Genomic DNA, 16,815 nt, shown 5'->3' with positions numbered 1-16,815 from the left:
GAAGGTGGGACGAACTTTATGTTCGTTCCATCTTTTTTTATTTTATTGATAGAGATGACAAAGACTCAATAGATTACAACCAGACTCAATAATCTCAAAATAGACTCAATCAAGATGTAAACAGACTCAAAAAATTAAATTTAGACTCAATAATTGTGAAACAGACTCAATTCTAAAAAAAGCTACTTAAGGAAAGAAGTCTTAAAGCAAAGAAATAAGGTAGCTTGGCTAATGCCAAGCATCAAGCTATTAAAGAACAAAAAGGTAGAAAAATTGACTGCAATTTTTCTCTTCATTTTAATTTTAAAGTAAACTTGTAACCCTCCAAGAAAAACATATTACCTATGCTCCGACACCAGGCAATCAAGCTGCAATAAAGTAAAATGGCTGTTGGGCACCTGCCAAACTTCCTATCAAACACCTATCAAACACCTATAAACCAACTGCATACCATCCTTCAATACTCCCATTCACTCCACAACTGTTTTTGCATCTATTCTCCAGTTTCCAACTTGTCCAAAAAGTGTTATTCTTAACGAAGTATTTTTCACCTTGGGAGGCTTGCCATCATGTTAGATAACGCGTTTGTCATGGTTGGGATCATATTATTGATCAATATTGTGTATGTTTCGTTTTTTACGATCAGGATGATCCTGACGTTGAAAGGGCAAAGATACCTGGCTGCTTTTATTAGTGTGTTCGAGGTAATTATCTATGTGGTAGGCCTCGGGCTTGTTTTAGATAACTTAAATGAGATCCAAAATCTGATTGCGTACGCGGTTGGTTATGGAATTGGTGTTTTAGTAGGAATGAAGATTGAAGAAAAGCTGGCACTTGGATATACTACGGTTAACGTTATTACAACTGATCTTGCAGGCGGACTGCCGAACGAGCTTCGCAACAAAGGATATGGTGTTACAAACTGGCTTGCAGAAGGCCGCGAGGGTCAGCGTCTGATGATGGAGATTTTAACATCGCGTAAATCAGAAATGAACCTATATAATACGGTAAAAGATTTGGATCCAAAGGCGTTTATTATATCACATGAGCCGAAAGCGTTTCATGGCGGATTTTGGGTCAAGGGCATCAGGAGGTAACAGATGGATAAGAAACCTTCTAAGAAGAAGTTTGCTGTTGAGGCAGGAGAAACCATTTCCGATTGTCTGGATCGTATGGCTGCAGAAGGCTATACGCCAGTGAGAAGGATGGAAGAGCCTGTTTTTCATGAAGTGAAGCGCAACGGCAGAATGGAACCAGAAGTAAAAGAACAGCGAATTGTTTTTGAAGGAAAACTCTTAAATTAGAACCAAAACACGAACATTAACTATTATATACTACTTAATGTTCGATTTTTGTTGACAAAACAAAACATCCATTGCTACAATAAAACCAGAAGAATAAAGCCCTCATATAATTTCGGGAATATGGCCCGTAAGTCTCTACCTGATGACCGTTATTTCATCAGACTATGAGGGAAAGCATCTTTCTGTCTATTTTTATCGGATATGTATGTCCAGTTGGCTGCTTTCTCTCATATTTAGGGAGAAGCATACTAACTGGACTTTTTTATTTTTTCTGACAATAAGGAGGCTGCCATGGCTAAAGTTGGCGTGATCATGGGAAGTGTTTCAGATTGGGAAACAATGAAAGAAGCATGTGACATACTAGATGAACTCGATGTAGCTTACGAAAAAAGGTGGTTTCTGCACATCGTACACCAGATCTTATGTTCCAATACGCAGAAGAGGCCGAACAAAGAGGCATTGAAGTAATCATTGCTGGAGCAGGTGGGGCAGCTCACTTGCCGGGAATGGTTGCAGCTAAAACGATTCTGCCGGTTATCGGTGTTCCCGTTCAGTCAAAAGCTCTTAACGGGATGGATTCGCTTTTATCGATTGTACAGATGCCAAAAGGCGTTCCGGTTGCGACCGTAGCAATTGGCAAAGCCGGTGCAGCAAATGCAGGACTCTTAGCTGCGCAGATGGTAGCTGTACATGATGAAGGGGTAAAACAGCGATTAAAACAACGCCGTGCCACAGCACAACAAATGGCGATCGAAAGTAGTGAGCAGCTTGTATAAGACGATAAAACCACAGCAAACAATTGGTATATTAGGCGGAGGACAGCTCGGACGCATGATGGCGTTGAGCGCTCGTGAGATGGGTTTAAATGTTGTTGTTTTAGAACCAAGCGAGAATTCACCATGTGGGCAAGTCGCTGATCAACAAATCACCACAGCATATGACGATCGAGAAGGCATCAAAGAACTTGCAGAACGTAGTGATGTTGTAACGTACGAGTTTGAAAACATAGATGCAGTGAGTGCGAACTGGCTAGAAGAGAATGCAAACTTACCGCAAGGAAGCCGACTCTTGGCAGTCACGCAGCACCGTTTAACAGAGAAAGATACGCTTCAAAAAGCAGGAGTTCCTGTAGCGCCGTATAAACCGGTTTCCGATTTTAACTCCTTACAAGCAGCGATTAAAGAGCTAGGTTATCCTTCTGTACTCAAAACGTGCAGAGGCGGTTATGACGGAAAAGGCCAGTTTGTGATCAAACAGGAAAACGACCTTGAGATTGCGGCAACACTTTTAGAAAAAGAGACTGATTGTGTGCTGGAAGCTTGGGTAGCGTTTGAAAAAGAGATTTCGGTTATTTTAACAAGAAGTGTGAGCGGTGAGGTTAAATCGTTTCCAATCGCAGAGAATATACACAGAGATAATATCCTGCACAAGACGATCGCACCGGCGCGAATACCACAGGAAACTGCGGATCAAGCAAAGCTCTTAGCGGGGTCAATCGCAACGGAATTAGAGCTTGTTGGTACGCTTGCCGTAGAGATGTTCGTCGCAAAAGACGGTAAGATCTATGTGAACGAACTCGCGCCGCGCCCGCATAACTCTGGGCACTATACGATCGAAGCGTGTGAGACATCGCAGTTCAATCAGCACGTGCGCGCTGTATGCAACTGGCCGCTAGGCAACACGGATTTAATAAAACCTGCCGTGATGATCAACATATTAGGTGAACATCATGAGACTGTGTTACGCGAGATAGGAAATTTAGGAGAAGCGAAACTTCATCTGTACGGAAAGAAAGAAGCGAAAGCGAAACGAAAGATGGGGCATATCACGGTTTTAGGTGATACGATTGAACAGGCACTAGAAAAAGCAGAAAATGTGTCTGCATTATTTTTAAGTGATAACAAAACGGAGGTAACACAATGATTGAACGCTATACACGCCCTGAAATGGGAGCGATCTGGACAGACGAAAACAAATACCAAGCATGGCTTGAAGTAGAGATTCTAGCTTGTGAAGCTTGGGCAGAGCTAGGCGACATTCCAAAAGAAGACGTAAAGAAGCTTCGCGAAAACGCGTCTTTCGATATTAACCGAATCCTAGAGATCGAAGAAGAAACGCGCCACGATGTTGTTGCGTTTACACGAGCGGTATCTGAAACACTTGGGGAAGAGCGCAAATGGGTGCATTACGGTCTTACTTCAACAGACGTAGTTGATACAGCACTATCTTACCTTCTGAAACAAGCAAACGATATCTTAGCGAAAGACCTTGATCGTTTTGTTGAGATTCTAGCTGAGAAAGCGAAAGAACATAAATATACCGTTATGATGGGTCGTACGCACGGGGTACATGCTGAGCCGACAACATTTGGATTGAAGCTTGCTCTTTGGTACGAAGAGATGAAGCGCAACGTGGAACGCTTTAAGCAAGCGTCTGATACGGTTCGTTTCGGTAAAATTTCTGGAGCCGTTGGAACGTATGCAAACATCGATCCTTTCGTTGAAAAATATGTGTGTGAAAAGCTAGGTCTTGAAGCTTCACCAATCTCAACACAAACATTGCAGCGTGACCGTCACGCACACTACATGTCAACGTTGGCACTAATCGCAACGAGCATCGAAAAGTTCGCTACAGAAGTTCGCGGTCTTCAAAAGAGTGAGACGCGTGAAGTAGAAGAGTTCTTTGCAAAAGGTCAAAAAGGATCTTCAGCTATGCCGCATAAACGTAACCCGATCGGATCTGAAAACATGACAGGGTTAGCTCGTGTGATCCGTGGTTATATGATGACAGCATATGAGAACGTATCACTATGGCATGAGCGTGACATCTCGCATTCATCAGCTGAGCGTGTGATTTTACCGGATGCGACGATTGCATTGAACTACATGCTCAACCGTTTTGGCAACATCATTAAGAACTTAACCGTGTTCCCAGAGAACATGAAGCGCAACATGGAGCGCACGTACGGATTGATCTACTCACAGCGCGTACTTCTCAAATTGATCGATAAAGGAATGGCACGTGAAGAAGCGTACGACACCGTACAGCCAAAAGCGATGCAAGCATGGGAAGAAGGCGTACAGTTCAGAACTTTAGTAGAAGCTGAACAAAAAATTACTGAAAAATTAACACCTGAAGAAATCTCTGAATGCTTTGACTACAGTTATCATCTGTCACACGTAGACACAATCTTCGACAGATTAGGGCTTTAAAGGGTTTTATATAAGAAGAATTGCTTTTATAAATGGTTAGTTGTAAATCTTTAACGTTTGCACATCATTGAAAAGTTGATTGGAGTGGAAGGTACGAGACTCCTGGGGGACGAGCGGGGCAGGTGAGACTCTTAACAGCGCATAGCGCTAAGAGGCTCACCGCACGCCCCCGGAAAGCGAGTACCTGGAGCGGAGATCAACCTCTTTCAAGCTACGAAGATTAAACAAGCTTATTTGCAGGACTTCAACTAAAAGAGAGTGATATTTTGAGCTCTCTTTCTCTTTGCCTTTTTTAGTAGATCGAATATTGGGAATGTTCACATATCGGAGGGATCAGGATGGAGAAGTTAGAGCAGCTTTATGAAGGAAAAGCGAAACGAATTTACCGCACAACAGATGAAGAAGTGGTCTGGGTAAGCTACAAAGATTCAGCGACAGCGTTCAATGGTGAAAAGAAAGCCGAGATCGAAGGAAAAGGAAGACTGAACAACGAGATCTCTTCTATTCTTTTTGAACTGCTGAAAGAAAAAGGCATTCAGTCTCACTTTGTAAAACGAGTATCCGAAACAGAGCAGCTCGTAAAGAAGGTGACCATCATCCCCTTAGAAGTAGTTGTTCGCAACATCGCTGCCGGTTCTTTATCAAAGCGCACCGGGATTCCAGAGGGACAGATCCTTCCACGAACAATCATTGAGTTTTATTACAAAAATGATGATCTTGGAGATCCGCTTATTACAGAAGAGCACATCGACATCATGAATTTGGCTAGTAAAGAACAGCTCATTCAGATTTCAGAACAAGCTTTACAGATCAACGAAGTGTTAACATCTTATTTTGCTCAAAAAAACGTAAAGCTCGTCGATTTTAAGCTGGAGTTTGGAACGGATTCAAACGGAGAACTAATGCTAGCTGACGAGATTTCGCCTGATACATGCCGTTTGTGGGATGCAGAAACGAACGAAAAACTCGATAAAGATGTATTCCGCCGTGAATTAGGAAGTTTAACAGATGCTTATGAAAAAATACTACAACGTCTAGGAGGCCTATCATGTACAAAGTAAAGGTGTATGTAACATTAAGAGAGAGTGTATTAGATCCACAAGGTAAGGCAGTAATGAGCTCGCTTCACAAAATGGGACAGTCAGAGGTTGAAGATGTACGTATTGGTAAGTATCTGGAGTTAACGCTTCAAAAAGGTGATTACGATTTAGATGAGAAAATCGTTAACATGTGTTCGAAACTTTTATCCAATCCGGTTATTGAAGACTACCGATATGAGGTGGAGGAGGTTGTCGCACAGTGAAGTTTGCTGTAATCGTTTTTCCAGGATCAAACTGTGACACAGATATGTATCATGCTGTAAAAGATGAGCTTGGCGCTGAAGTTGAGTACGTTTGGCATGATGCAACGGACTTAAGCCAATTTGACGGTATTTTATTGCCAGGCGGTTTCTCTTATGGAGATTACCTCCGCACTGGCGCCATCGCGCAATTTTCTAACGTGATGACTGAAGTGGTAAAGGCGGCACGCGAAGGAAAGCCTGTTCTAGGTGTTTGTAACGGATTTCAGATTTTGCTAGAAACAGGACTTCTGCCAGGAGCAATGCGTCGCAACGAATCATTGAAATTCATCTGCCAGCCAGAAGAGCTTGTGGTAGAGAACACATCGACAATCTTCACGACTCAATACGAAAAAGGAGAAGTGATCTCTGTTCCTGTGGCACATGGTGAAGGCAACTATTATTGCGATGAAGAAACGTTAGAAGGACTAAAAGCAAACAATCAGATCGTATTTACGTATAAAAACAATCCAAACGGATCGGTTGAAAACATTGCGGGTATTACGAACAAAGAAGGTAACGTACTCGGCATGATGCCGCATCCAGAGCGCGCGGTTGATGAGCTTTTAGGAAGCAAAGATGGTCTTAAATTATTTCAATCTATTGTGAAGAGCTGGAGGGAACGTTATGTCGCTGCAACATGAACCAACAAGTTCACAAATTAAAGAGCAAAAATTATACCGTGAAATGGGTTTAAGTGATTCAGAGTTTGAACTCGTAGAAAAGATTATCGGCAGATCTCCTAACTGGACGGAAACAGGACTATTCTCTGTTATGTGGAGTGAGCATTGTTCTTATAAAAACTCAAAACCAGTACTAAGCAAGTTCCCGACGAAGGGTGAGCGTGTGCTTCAAGGTCCTGGTGAAGGTGCTGGAATCGTGGATATCGGCGACGGTCAAGCGGTTGTTTTTAAGATCGAATCTCACAACCATCCATCAGCGATCGAGCCTTACCAAGGAGCTGCAACTGGTGTTGGCGGAATCATTCGTGACGTTTTCTCGATGGGAGCGCGTCCGATCGCGATGCTGAACTCGCTTCGTTTCGGTGAATTAGAATCACCGCGTGTAAAGTATTTGTTCGAGCAAGTTGTAGCAGGTATCGCAGGCTACGGCAACTGTATCGGAATTCCAACGGTAGGCGGAGAAGTTCAATTCGATCCATCATATGAAGGGAATCCCTCGTTAACGCGATGTGTGTCGGTCTGATCGATCACAAAGACATTAAGAAGGGTCAAGCGAAGGGTGCTGGCAACTCTGTCATGTACGTTGGGGCGAAAACTGGCCGTGACGGAATTCACGGAGCAACGTTTGCATCGGAAGAGCTTTCTGAAGCATCAGAAGAAAAACGTCCAGCAGTTCAAGTTGGTGACCCGTTCATGGAAAAGCTCGTTATGGAAGCATGCTTAGAGCTCATTCATAACTGTGATGCGCTTGTTGGAATTCAAGATATGGGTGCGGCAGGTCTTACAAGCTCGTCCGCTGAGATGGCAAGTAAAGCGGGTATGGGTATCGAGATGAACCTTGATCTTATTCCACAGCGCGAAACAGGCATGACGGCATACGAGATGATGCTTTCAGAATCTCAAGAGCGTATGCTTTTAGTTGTTGAAAAAGGCCGCGAGCATGAAGTTGAAAAGATCTTTGCAAAATGGGATCTGGATTGCGTAACGGTTGGAACGGTTATCGAGGAAAAAGTACTGCGTCTTACGCATAATGGTGAGATCGTAGCAGATGTACCGGTAGATGCTCTTGCAGAAGATGCTCCGGTTTATCATAAGCCATCAAAAGAGCCGGCTTATTATGGTGAGTTCCAAGCGCAAGGTGATTACTCCCAGAGATTACTAGCTTTAAATCTACGTTGCTATCACTTTTGAAGCAGCCTACGATCGCGAGCAAAGAGTGGGTTTACAACCAGTACGACTACATGGTGCGCACGAATACCGTTGTAGCACCAGGATCTGATGCAGCAGTTGTAAGAATAAGAGGAACGAAAAAAGCACTTGCTATGACAACAGATTGTAACTCTCGCTATCTGTATTTAGACCCTGAAGTGGGCGGAATGATTGCTGTTGCTGAAGCAGCTCGTAATCTCGTATGTTCTGGTGCACAGCCGCTTGCGGTTACAGACTGCTTAAACTACGGAAATCCAGAAAAGCCAGAGATCTTCTGGCAGCTTGAAAAATCAGCTGACGGTATGAGCGCGGCATGCAACAAACTTGCAACACCAGTTATCGGTGGAAACGTGTCTCTTTATAACGAAACAAACGGTGTAGCCGTTTATCCAACGCCTGTTATCGGAATGGTTGGTTTGATTGAAGATACGAAACATATCGTGACGCAAGATTTTAAAGAAGCGGGCGACATCATCTATCTAATTGGTGAGAGCAAAGCTGAATTCGGCGGAAGTGAGCTTCAAAAGATGAAAGAAGGACGCATTTTCGGTAAAGCGCCTCACATCGATCTAGAAGTAGAAGAAACAAGACAACGTGAGCTTTTAGCGGCGATTCATAAAGGATTAATTCAATCTGCGCATGACGTAGCAGAAGGCGGATTGTCTGTAGCACTTGCTGAGTCTGTGATGGACGGTAAAGTAGGAGCGAGCGTTACGCTGACAGACGAGCCGATCGGCAGTCTTTTCGGTGAATCTCAATCCCGTTTCTTAGTTACAGTAAAACCTGAACATCAAGATGAGTTCCAACAGCTTGTAAAAGACGCGAAAATTATAGGTTTTGTACGTTCTGAGAGCGGTCTTGCGATCGATAATGAGCAGGGTGAAGAGTTGTTATCCTGTACGCTCCAGGAGATGCAAGACGCCTGGAAAGGAGCTATTCCATGCTTGCTGACATCAAAGGCTTAAACGAAGAATGTGGTGTGTTTGGTATTTGGGGTCACCCAGATGCTGCGCAACTAACGTATTACGGTCTGCACAGCCTGCAGCACCGCGGACAAGAAGGAGCAGGAATCGTTGTAACAGACGGTGAGCGTTTACGCATTCATAAAGGAAGCGGCTTAGTAAACGATGTGTTTAGCAAAGGTGAACTAGAAGGATTGATCGGACATGGTGCAATCGGCCATGTCCGGTATTCCACTGCTGGTGGCAATGAGCTTGCCAACGTTCAGCCTTTATTGTTCCGTTCGCAAACGAGCTCTCTGGCTCTTGCGCATAACGGGAATTTGGTGAATGCCAATGCGTTAAAGCATCAGCTGGAATCACAAGGAAGCATCTTTCAAACAACATCGGATACAGAAGTCCTTGCTCATCTGATCAAGCGCAGCGGTTATTTTAATTTAAAAGAAAAAGTACAAAACGCATTAACGATGCTAAAAGGCGCGTATGCATTCTTAGTCATGACAGAAAATGAAATGATGGTAGCACTAGATCCGAACGGATTGCGTCCATTGTCTCTAGGCATGCTGGGAGATGCGTATGTTGTCGCTTCTGAAACGTGTGCGTTCGACGTAGTTGGTGCCACATACGTGCGTGACGTTCAGCCGGGAGAACTTTTGATTATTAATGAAGATGGATTAACGGTTGATACATTCTCAACTTCCGTACAACGCTCCATGTGTTCGATGGAATATATTTATTTTTCAAGACCAGACAGCAACATTGAAGGAATAAACGTTCATGCGGCTCGTAAAAGCCTCGGAAAAAAGATGTATGAAGAAGCACCGATTGAAGCGGATGTCGTAACAGGTGTGCCTGATTCTAGTATCTCAGCTGCGATCGGTTATGCGGAAGCATCTGGTATTCCGTATGAAATCGGTTTGATCAAAAACCGTTATGTTGGCCGTACGTTCATTCAGCCTTCTCAAGAGCTTCGCGAACTTGGGGTAAAGATGAAGCTTTCGCCCGTTCGTGGAATCGTAGAAGGCAAGCGCGTCGTGATGGTCGATGATTCAATCGTACGTGGGACGACGAGCCGCCGTATTGTTAAGATGTTGCGTGCCGCTGGCGCTACAGAGGTTCATGTACGCATAACAGCACCGCCGATTGCCCATCCATGCTACTACGGCATTGATACGTCAGAACGCGCTGAACTTATCGCTGCGAAGCATTCCGTTGATGAGATCCGTGAAATTATCGGTGCGGATTCACTATCGTTTATTTCGGTAGAAGGGCTGATGGAAGGAATCGGACGTTCCAATGCTGAGCCAAACTGCGGCCAATGTTTAGCATGCTTTACAGGACGATATCCAACAGAAATTTACCCAGATACAGTTTTACCATATGAGAAAGAGCTTGTTTAAAGGGGGAGAAGACGATGGCAGAAGCATATAAGCAAGCAGGAGTGAACATCGAAGCAGGATATGAAGCGGTGAATCGCATCAAGAAGCACGCGCTCCGAACAAAACGTCCAGAAGTGCTGGCAGGACTCGGTGGATTTGGTGCGATGTTTGATCTTTCCGGATTCTCACATAAAGAGCCCGTGCTCGTTTCGGGAACAGATGGTGTAGGGACAAAATTGATGCTCGCATTTGCTGCTGATAAGCACGACACGATTGGTGTGGATGCCGTTGCCATGTGCGTAAACGACATCGTAGCGCAAGGAGCGGAGCCGCTTTATTTCCTGGACTATATTGCTTGCGGCACACTTCACCCTGAGAAGATTGAGCAGATTGTAAAAGGTATTGCAGATGGCTGTGAGCAAGCGGGATGCGCGCTAATCGGCGGAGAAACTGCAGAGATGCCTGGCATGTATAACAGTGAAGAGTATGATCTTGCTGGATTTACCGTTGGAATAGCCGAGAAATCAAAGCTCATAAACGGGTCTTCTATTAGCGAGAATGACGTATTGATCGGGCTTGCTTCGAACGGACTTCATTCAAATGGTTTTTCACTTGTTCGTAAAGTCTTATTTGAGAACGCTGGTCTTGATTTGAATGAACATGTTGAATCTTTTTCTAAAACGCTTGGTGAAGAGCTTTTAACGCCAACACGCATTTATGTAAAACCGTTGCTTGAAGTGTTTAATCAGTTTGAAGTGAACGGAGTCGCTCACATTACAGGCGGCGGTTTTATTGAAAACATTCCTCGTATGCTGCCTGAAGGTCTTGCTGCTGAAGTAGATTATGGCTCATGGCCGGTTCCTGCTATCTTTGATCTGATTGAGGAAAAAGGGAACTTGACGCGTAAAGAGATGTTTACAACGTTTAACATGGGAATTGGTATGGTGCTCTCGGTTTCAGAAGAAAATATGCTTCCGATCATCCGTCTTTTAGAAGAAACAGGCGAAAAACCTTACATCATTGGGCGCGTTAAACAAGGTGAAGGTGTGATCTTTGGCGGAGGAAGTATCGAATGAGAAAAATAGCTGTATTTGCTTCTGGAAGCGGAAGTAACTTTCAAGCCCTTGCGGATGCGGTTGAAGCAGGAGAGCTTCAAGCGGATATTCAGCTTTTAGTGTGTGATAAGCCAGGCGCAAAAGTGGTGGACCGTGCACGCAAGCTGCAGATTCCTATTTTTACGTTCATGCCAAAAACCTTTGCAACAAAAGCTGACTTCGAAAAAGAAATCGTAAGTGAGCTGCAAGCGTATGGTGTGGAATTCATCGTATTGGCAGGTTATATGCGACTGATTGGCGAGGTTTTATTAGGTGCTTATGAAGGCAAAATCGTCAATATCCACCCATCCTATCTGCCTGCTTTTCCTGGTAAGAATGCTGTAGGACAGGCGCTTGAAGCGAATGTTGCAGAAACAGGTGTAACCGTTCATTATGTAGACAGTGGGATGGACACAGGACCGATCATCGAACAAGTGAAGATTCCTGTGTTGCCTGGAGATACAGAGGAAACGCTGCAGCAGCGTATACAGAAAGCAGAACATCAATTGTACCCAGCCATCATTAACAAACTATTACAAAAAGACACCGTAGGAGGCATCGTACGATGAGCATCAAACGAGCACTCATTTCAGTATCAAACAAAGAAGGATTACTTCCTTTTGCAGAAAAACTAGCAAGTCATGGGGTAGAGATCATCTCTACAGGCGGAACAAAGAAAACTTTAGAAGACGCTGGTATCCCTGTAATCGGCATTTCTGAAGTGACTGGATTTCCTGAGATCATGGACGGACGTGTAAAAACGTTGCATCCCAAAATTCATGGGGTTTACTCGCTGTCCGCGATAATGAGACACATCAAACAGCGATGCAAGAAAATGAGATCTCTCCGATCGATCTTGTTGTCGTGAACCTTTATCCGTTTAAAGAAACGATTGCAAAAGAAGACACAACATTTTCTGATGCGATTGAAAACATTGATATCGGCGGACCAAGTATGCTTCGTTCAGCAGCGAAAAATCATGCATTTGTAACGGTTGTGGTAGATCCAAAAGATTATGAGACGGTAGCGGGTGAGCTTGATAGTGCAGGTGCAGTAAGTGAAGAGACGCGCCGTAGACTTGCAGCGAAAACATTCCGTCATACTGCAGCTTATGATGCGTTAATTGCAGAATACTTAACAACTGCTGTAGAAGAAGAGCATCCAGAATCGTTCACAGTAACGTATGAAAAGAAGCAAGATCTTCGTTATGGGGAGAACCCTCATCAAAAAGCAGCTTTTACTCGACGCCACTTAAGAACACACTTTCTTTAACTGATGCTGAACAGCTTCACGGTAAAGAGCTTTCTTACAACAACATTAATGATGCTGATGCAGCACTTTCTATCGTAAAAGAGTTCGTAGACCCTGCAGTTGTTGCCGTTAAGCATATGAATCCATGTGGAGTGGGAACGGGCACGACCATTCTTGAAGCATACACGCGTGCTTTTGAAGCGGACCCTGTTTCGATCTTCGGAGGAATCATCGCGGCCAACACAGAAGTGGACGCAGAAACGGCTCAGAAGTTAAGCGAAATCTTCCTTGAGATCATTATTGCTCCTTCGTTTACAGAAGAGGCGCTCGCGATCTTAACGAAAAAGAAGAACATCCGTCTATTAAAACTAGATTTTACAGAAGGAAAAGGAATCTCGAAAAAAATCACAACGGTTTCTGGCGGCATGCTTGTACAGGATGAAGATGTGTTCGGATTAGACGATGCGAACGTGACGATTCCTACAAAACGTCAACCAACTGAGCAAGAGTGGAAAGATTTGAAGCTTGCGTGGAAAGTTGTAAAACACGTTAAATCAAACGCCATTGTTTTAGCGAAGAATGAAATGACGGTAGGCGTTGGTGCAGGTCAGATGAACCGTGTTGGGGCAGCTAAAATCGCCATCGAACAAGCAGGCGATCGCGCACAAGGTTCTGCATTAGGATCAGATGCTTTCTTCCCAATGGATGACACGGTAGAAGCAGCGGCACGCGCTGGAGTAACAGCAATCATCCAGCCAGGCGGATCCATTAAGGATGAAGATTCAATCAAGAAAGCAGACGAACACGGCATTACGATGGTGTTTACAGGGGTAAGACACTTTAAGCATTAATTCTTACAGAAGGTTAGCTGAAAGTAGTTGATTTCCGCTCCAGGGTGCACGCTTTCCATGGGGCGAACGGTGAGCCTCCTGCCGCTTTGCGCCGTTAGGAGTCTCCACCTGACCGCTTCAAGGTTGTCTCTCTGCTTCTGCGTCTACAAATTTATGCTAACGAAGTGACTTCCTCGTCGCATGCCTTGCGAGAAGATTCTCATGTGGCAGGCAGGCAACCTTCCGCTACAATCAGCTTGCTAGAAGAAGAAAAGAAAACGCCTTAGAAGCAAAAAAATTTTAGAATAGAGCTTTTTCTTTTCTTCGAAGATGGGTTGAATGGAGTGCAAGGTGCGAGACTCCTGCGGGACAGGTAGGCAGGAGAGACACTTATACTTGAAACGTACGAATGTGGCTCACCGCCTGCCCCGCGGAAAGCGAGTACCTGTAACGGAGATCAACAGCTTTCAAAGACTACATGAAAACACTGTTAAAAAGGAGGTAGCATCCATGAAAGTTCTTGTAATTGGCAAAGGTGGGCGTGAGCATGCACTCGTGTGGAAGTTTGCGAACAGCCCTAGTGTCACTCAAGTGTTTGCTGCGCCAGGAAACCCAGGCATGGCGGAACAAGCAACGTGTGTTTCCATAAAAGAAAACGACATAGAAGGGCTTGTGTCTTTTGCTAAATCAAACGAAATCGGATTAACATTCGTTGGACCTGAAGTACCTTTACTAGAAGGCATCGTAGATCGTTTTCAAGAAGCTGGTCTTGCGATATTTGGTCCGTCAAAAGCGGCAGCGCAGATCGAAGGCTCAAAATCGTTTGCGAAAAACCTCATGAAAAAGTATGGTATTCCAACGGCATCTTCAGAAACGTTTACGAACTATGATGAAGCACTTACTTACGTTCAAGAAAAAGGCGCTCCAATCGTACTAAAAGCAGACGGGCTTGCGGCAGGTAAAGGCGTTATAGTAGCAACAACACTGCAAGAAGCTGAAGAAGGGCTTTACGAATTGATGGTAGACAAGCGTTTTGGCGCGGCGAGCGAAAAAGTCGTCGTTGAAGAATTTCTTGAAGGTGAAGAGTTTTCATTAATGTCATTCGTACATGATGAAATCGTGCTTCCGATGGAAATCGCTCAAGATCATAAACGTGCATATGACGGTGACAAAGGTCCGAACACAGGGGGAATGGGGGCATATTCTCCTGTGCCGCAAATTCCAGAATCCGCTGTCCAAAAGGCAATTCTAGAGATTGTCGAGCCAACGGTTTCTGCGATGAGGCAAGAAGGTACACCGTTTACTGGTATTCTTTATGCAGGGTTGATTTTAACAAAAGAAGGTCCAAAGGTGATTGAGTTTAATGCGCGTTTTGGTGATCCTGAAACACAGGTCATCTTACCGCGGTTAGAAAACGATCTAGCAGAGCTGCTTTTATCATTGTTAGACAGCAAAAAGCCGGAACTTCAATGGTCCGAAGAATCCGTACTTGGAGTTGTTCTAGCTTCTAATGGATATCCTGTTTCGTCCTCTGAACCTCAAGTGATCAAAGGACTTCAAAACATGCAGGGCGAAACGAGCGTGTTTCATGCAGGCACGAAGTTTGCGGATGATTCTCTACAAACAGATGGCGGCAGAGTGCTATTAGTCGCTTCTAAAGGAAAATCACTAAGTGAAGCACAGGAAAAGGTTTACGCTGAAATGGAGAAAATAGCGTGCGAAGGATCTTTCTACCGCAAAGATATCGGGTTTAAAGCTATTTCACACGTTTCTTCTTAATAAAAACATACGAGATGGCGATGATCCCGCCAATGAGCAAGATATAAAGAAAGGCAGTATCCATTAAATATTCTGAGCTCATGGTGCTGCTAACCTCCTTATTAGAGTTTTTGGCTGACGAACTTCGGACTTCATTTTCCGTTGTTTCGTCAGCCTTCTTTTATTGGATTAGGATGCGATGTTGCTGAATCTGTGTTTGGGGCGGCTGTTGGTGTTAGTTTAGGCGGCTGGATGATGGACAATGGTTTCCAGCGTCGTAACAGCTGCATGCCAACAAAGATCGCAACACCAGCTACAGCGTAAGTGACATAGGGTCCTGCACTTTTTCCGCCATCTGCAAATTCAAACAATTTGCCTCCTAGAGAGTTTCCGATCGCTTCACCGATGCCAGTAAAAACACTTGCTAATCCGAAGAACATCCCAAGGAACCGAGCAGCTGCAAGCTGGGATATAGAAGTATCCAGGGTCGGCATGATCAGCATCTCACCTGTAATGAAGATAAGGCCGGTAAATACGAAGAAAAACAGCGTGTTCGCAAAGTACAAACTTCCAAGTGAAAAGCCTATGCAGATCGTACCTAACCCAACAGCTGTTAATGGATGAATGTTTCGGATAATATTTTTGGTTATGAGCGTTTGCACCAAGATTACGGTAATGCTGTTGATGGTCCAGATGATGCTGATATCTTTTCCGTTCGCTAACACATTTTCAGCACGAAGCGGAAGCACTAATGCGAATTGAACGTAAAGTGCCCAAACAAAGATCGTTGCGATAACAAACATGAGAAAGGGAATGTTTTTTAAAGCTTGCCGGTACTCACTCCACTTCACTTCACCGCAATTCTCATCCCCGCATCCCGGCGGCAAAAAGAACCAGCTGATGATACTCGCGCCTAAATAAATAACAGCTGCCGTTATAAAAATGAGCCTCGAATTATCCGTAAACAAAGCAAACACGGTTAAACCAGCAATCGCCATGCCAATATTGGCGAAAATGCCACGAAGTGAAAAAGCTGTGGACCTCATATCTGCTTTTACGAGTGACGAAATAAAAGCTTTAGTGGAGGGTGCGTTTAGCCCAAGACCTAATCCGCTGATTGCTGCAGTTAACAGAATGAGTGAATAAGTTGAAAAATAAGCGAAACCAATTAGTCCACCTGCACGTATAAGAGCTCCGAGTGCGATGATAAAACGTCTGCCAGTCCGGTCAGCGAATACACCTCCGACCACACTACCGACCTGCATGAAAACGGAGATGACAGCTAACGTAAATCCGATCTGTGCCGCGGTTAATCCCGTTTCCACTTTTAAAAGGATAGGCAATACAGGTAGAACAAGATAAGAGCCAAGATGGGTAATAAAGACAACGACCAATAAACTAAGAAGCGGTTTGTTGCCTTTTAAAATAGAATGAGTCGGCATAATGTGCCTCCTTCCCATTAAGAAGGATTAAACGGTGAACCTTCTTTTGCGATATTTCCTAGATCCATATCGTTCATTTCTTTGCTTTTGTGAAGTAGATCTGTCATCGGGCAGTAGCGAACGATACCTTCTGCTACTTTCATAGCCGCAAGTAAAATCATTAAAATATACGATTCTTTGTATGGCTTACGTGTAAGTTTTGCGGTATAAACCGATAGCAGTGTTAAGCCGGCGATAATCCGAATCATGCTGTTAACTAAACCAATATTTTGTCTCATAAGTATACTCCTTTCGAATTTCACCAATTTGCTTGATGAATATGGTATTCTTGAAAAAACGAAATTTTCAGAGAAGA

Annotated in this window: 14 protein-coding genes, 3 pseudogenes and 1 riboswitch; of the genes and pseudogenes, 14 read left to right on the top strand and 3 right to left on the bottom strand. The window is 44.1% G+C overall.

The window, feature by feature from the left end; genetic code table 11:
* Positions 1 to 569 precede the first annotated feature (569 nt).
* The 14 genes and pseudogenes from ACEWFH_RS22020 to purD all read left to right on the top strand — a co-directional run bounded on the left by ACEWFH_RS22020 (position 570) and on the right by purD (position 15,039).
* The gene (locus tag ACEWFH_RS22020) at positions 570 to 1,097 is read left to right on the top strand and encodes a DUF2179 domain-containing protein (RefSeq protein WP_066242783.1); all 528 of its coding nucleotides are present in this window, start codon (positions 570 to 572) and stop codon (positions 1,095 to 1,097) included.
* Positions 1,098 to 1,100: 3 nt separating this feature from the next.
* A complete protein-coding gene (locus tag ACEWFH_RS22015) occupies positions 1,101 to 1,304 on the top strand; it encodes an NETI motif-containing protein (protein ID WP_473725690.1) in 204 nt (67 codons plus the stop codon).
* An 82-nt stretch (positions 1,305 to 1,386) separates the two neighbouring features.
* Positions 1,387 to 1,489, top strand: a riboswitch (purine riboswitch).
* A 106-nt stretch (positions 1,490 to 1,595) separates the two neighbouring features.
* Positions 1,596 to 2,080, top strand: a pseudogene (purE, locus tag ACEWFH_RS22010) (5-(carboxyamino)imidazole ribonucleotide mutase).
* Positions 2,073 to 3,227: a 5-(carboxyamino)imidazole ribonucleotide synthase gene (purK, locus tag ACEWFH_RS22005; protein WP_473727399.1), complete on the top strand. Its 1,155-nt coding sequence runs from the start codon at positions 2,073 to 2,075 to the stop codon at positions 3,225 to 3,227. Before purE ends, purK begins: the two are co-directional and overlap by 8 nt.
* A complete protein-coding gene (gene purB / locus ACEWFH_RS22000; protein WP_066390818.1) occupies positions 3,224 to 4,516 on the top strand; it encodes an adenylosuccinate lyase in 1,293 nt (430 codons plus the stop codon). The genes purK and purB overlap by 4 nt, the downstream gene beginning before the upstream one ends.
* Positions 4,517 to 4,854: 338 nt before the next feature.
* On the top strand, positions 4,855 to 5,577 hold the full coding sequence (gene purC, locus ACEWFH_RS21995) for a phosphoribosylaminoimidazolesuccinocarboxamide synthase (protein ID WP_473725689.1): 723 nt from the start codon (positions 4,855 to 4,857) through the stop codon (positions 5,575 to 5,577).
* Entirely contained in the window at positions 5,565 to 5,819 is a 255-nt protein-coding gene (gene purS, locus ACEWFH_RS21990; RefSeq protein ID WP_137791366.1) for a phosphoribosylformylglycinamidine synthase subunit PurS, read from the top strand. The genes purC and purS overlap by 13 nt, the downstream gene beginning before the upstream one ends.
* Complete coding sequence (gene purQ, locus ACEWFH_RS21985) at positions 5,816 to 6,499, top strand: phosphoribosylformylglycinamidine synthase subunit PurQ (protein ID WP_473725688.1); 684 nt, start codon at positions 5,816 to 5,818, stop codon at positions 6,497 to 6,499. Before purS ends, purQ begins: the two co-directional genes overlap by 4 nt.
* Positions 6,483 to 8,712, top strand: a pseudogene (purL, locus tag ACEWFH_RS21980) (phosphoribosylformylglycinamidine synthase subunit PurL). Before purQ ends, purL begins: the two are co-directional and overlap by 17 nt.
* Entirely contained in the window at positions 8,688 to 10,106 is a 1,419-nt protein-coding gene (purF, locus tag ACEWFH_RS21975) for an amidophosphoribosyltransferase (RefSeq protein WP_473725687.1), read from the top strand. Before purL ends, purF begins: the two are co-directional and overlap by 25 nt.
* Positions 10,107 to 10,120: 14 nt before the next feature.
* The gene (gene purM, locus ACEWFH_RS21970; RefSeq protein ID WP_473725686.1) at positions 10,121 to 11,161 is read left to right on the top strand and encodes a phosphoribosylformylglycinamidine cyclo-ligase; all 1,041 of its coding nucleotides are present in this window, start codon (positions 10,121 to 10,123) and stop codon (positions 11,159 to 11,161) included.
* Positions 11,158 to 11,748 (top strand): phosphoribosylglycinamide formyltransferase, encoded by a 591-nt coding sequence (gene purN / locus ACEWFH_RS21965; RefSeq protein ID WP_473725685.1) that lies wholly within the window; start codon positions 11,158 to 11,160, stop codon positions 11,746 to 11,748. The genes purM and purN overlap by 4 nt, the downstream gene beginning before the upstream one ends.
* A pseudogene (gene purH, locus ACEWFH_RS21960) lies at positions 11,745 to 13,281 on the top strand (bifunctional phosphoribosylaminoimidazolecarboxamide formyltransferase/IMP cyclohydrolase). Before purN ends, purH begins: the two are co-directional and overlap by 4 nt.
* A gap of 489 nt (positions 13,282 to 13,770) precedes the next feature.
* Positions 13,771 to 15,039 (top strand): phosphoribosylamine--glycine ligase, encoded by a 1,269-nt coding sequence (gene purD / locus ACEWFH_RS21955; protein WP_473727398.1) that lies wholly within the window; start codon positions 13,771 to 13,773, stop codon positions 15,037 to 15,039.
* On the opposite strand, the gene ACEWFH_RS21950 is transcribed toward purD, so the two are convergent.
* The 3 genes from ACEWFH_RS21950 to ACEWFH_RS21940 form a co-directional block, all read right to left on the bottom strand.
* Entirely contained in the window at positions 15,017 to 15,121 is a 105-nt protein-coding gene (locus ACEWFH_RS21950; RefSeq protein ID WP_353958323.1) for an EYxxD motif small membrane protein, read from the bottom strand. The two genes, purD and ACEWFH_RS21950, sit on opposite strands and share 23 nt — an antisense overlap.
* Before the next feature lie 67 nt (positions 15,122 to 15,188).
* Entirely contained in the window at positions 15,189 to 16,460 is a 1,272-nt protein-coding gene (locus ACEWFH_RS21945; protein WP_473725684.1) for an MFS transporter, read from the bottom strand.
* Between the two features lie 17 nt (positions 16,461 to 16,477).
* Positions 16,478 to 16,738, bottom strand: a complete 261-nt coding sequence (locus ACEWFH_RS21940) for a YgaP family membrane protein (RefSeq protein ID WP_473725683.1) — start codon at positions 16,736 to 16,738, stop codon at positions 16,478 to 16,480.
* Between the last annotated feature and the right edge of the window lie 77 nt (positions 16,739 to 16,815).

This window comes from Fictibacillus sp. EA-CB0309 (assembly GCF_055814265.1).
Note: the sequence above shows the minus strand (reverse complement) of the source record. Positions and strands in the feature narration are given on the sequence as shown.

Coding starts and splice junctions, on each gene's coding strand:
- ACEWFH_RS21940 (WP_473725683.1), bottom strand. CDS start 16,738: ATGAGACAAAATATTGGTTTAGTTAACAGCATGATTCGGATTATCGCC.
- purN (WP_473725685.1), top strand. CDS start 11,158: ATGAGAAAAATAGCTGTATTTGCTTCTGGAAGCGGAAGTAACTTTCAA.
- ACEWFH_RS21945 (WP_473725684.1), bottom strand. CDS start 16,460: ATGCCGACTCATTCTATTTTAAAAGGCAACAAACCGCTTCTTAGTTTA.
- ACEWFH_RS22015 (WP_473725690.1), top strand. CDS start 1,101: ATGGATAAGAAACCTTCTAAGAAGAAGTTTGCTGTTGAGGCAGGAGAA.
- purS (WP_137791366.1), top strand. CDS start 5,565: ATGTACAAAGTAAAGGTGTATGTAACATTAAGAGAGAGTGTATTAGAT.
- purD (WP_473727398.1), top strand. CDS start 13,771: ATGAAAGTTCTTGTAATTGGCAAAGGTGGGCGTGAGCATGCACTCGTG.
- purC (WP_473725689.1), top strand. CDS start 4,855: ATGGAGAAGTTAGAGCAGCTTTATGAAGGAAAAGCGAAACGAATTTAC.
- purF (WP_473725687.1), top strand. CDS start 8,688: ATGCTTGCTGACATCAAAGGCTTAAACGAAGAATGTGGTGTGTTTGGT.
- ACEWFH_RS21950 (WP_353958323.1), bottom strand. CDS start 15,121: ATGAGCTCAGAATATTTAATGGATACTGCCTTTCTTTATATCTTGCTC.
- purB (WP_066390818.1), top strand. CDS start 3,224: ATGATTGAACGCTATACACGCCCTGAAATGGGAGCGATCTGGACAGAC.
- purM (WP_473725686.1), top strand. CDS start 10,121: ATGGCAGAAGCATATAAGCAAGCAGGAGTGAACATCGAAGCAGGATAT.
- ACEWFH_RS22020 (WP_066242783.1), top strand. CDS start 570: ATGTTAGATAACGCGTTTGTCATGGTTGGGATCATATTATTGATCAAT.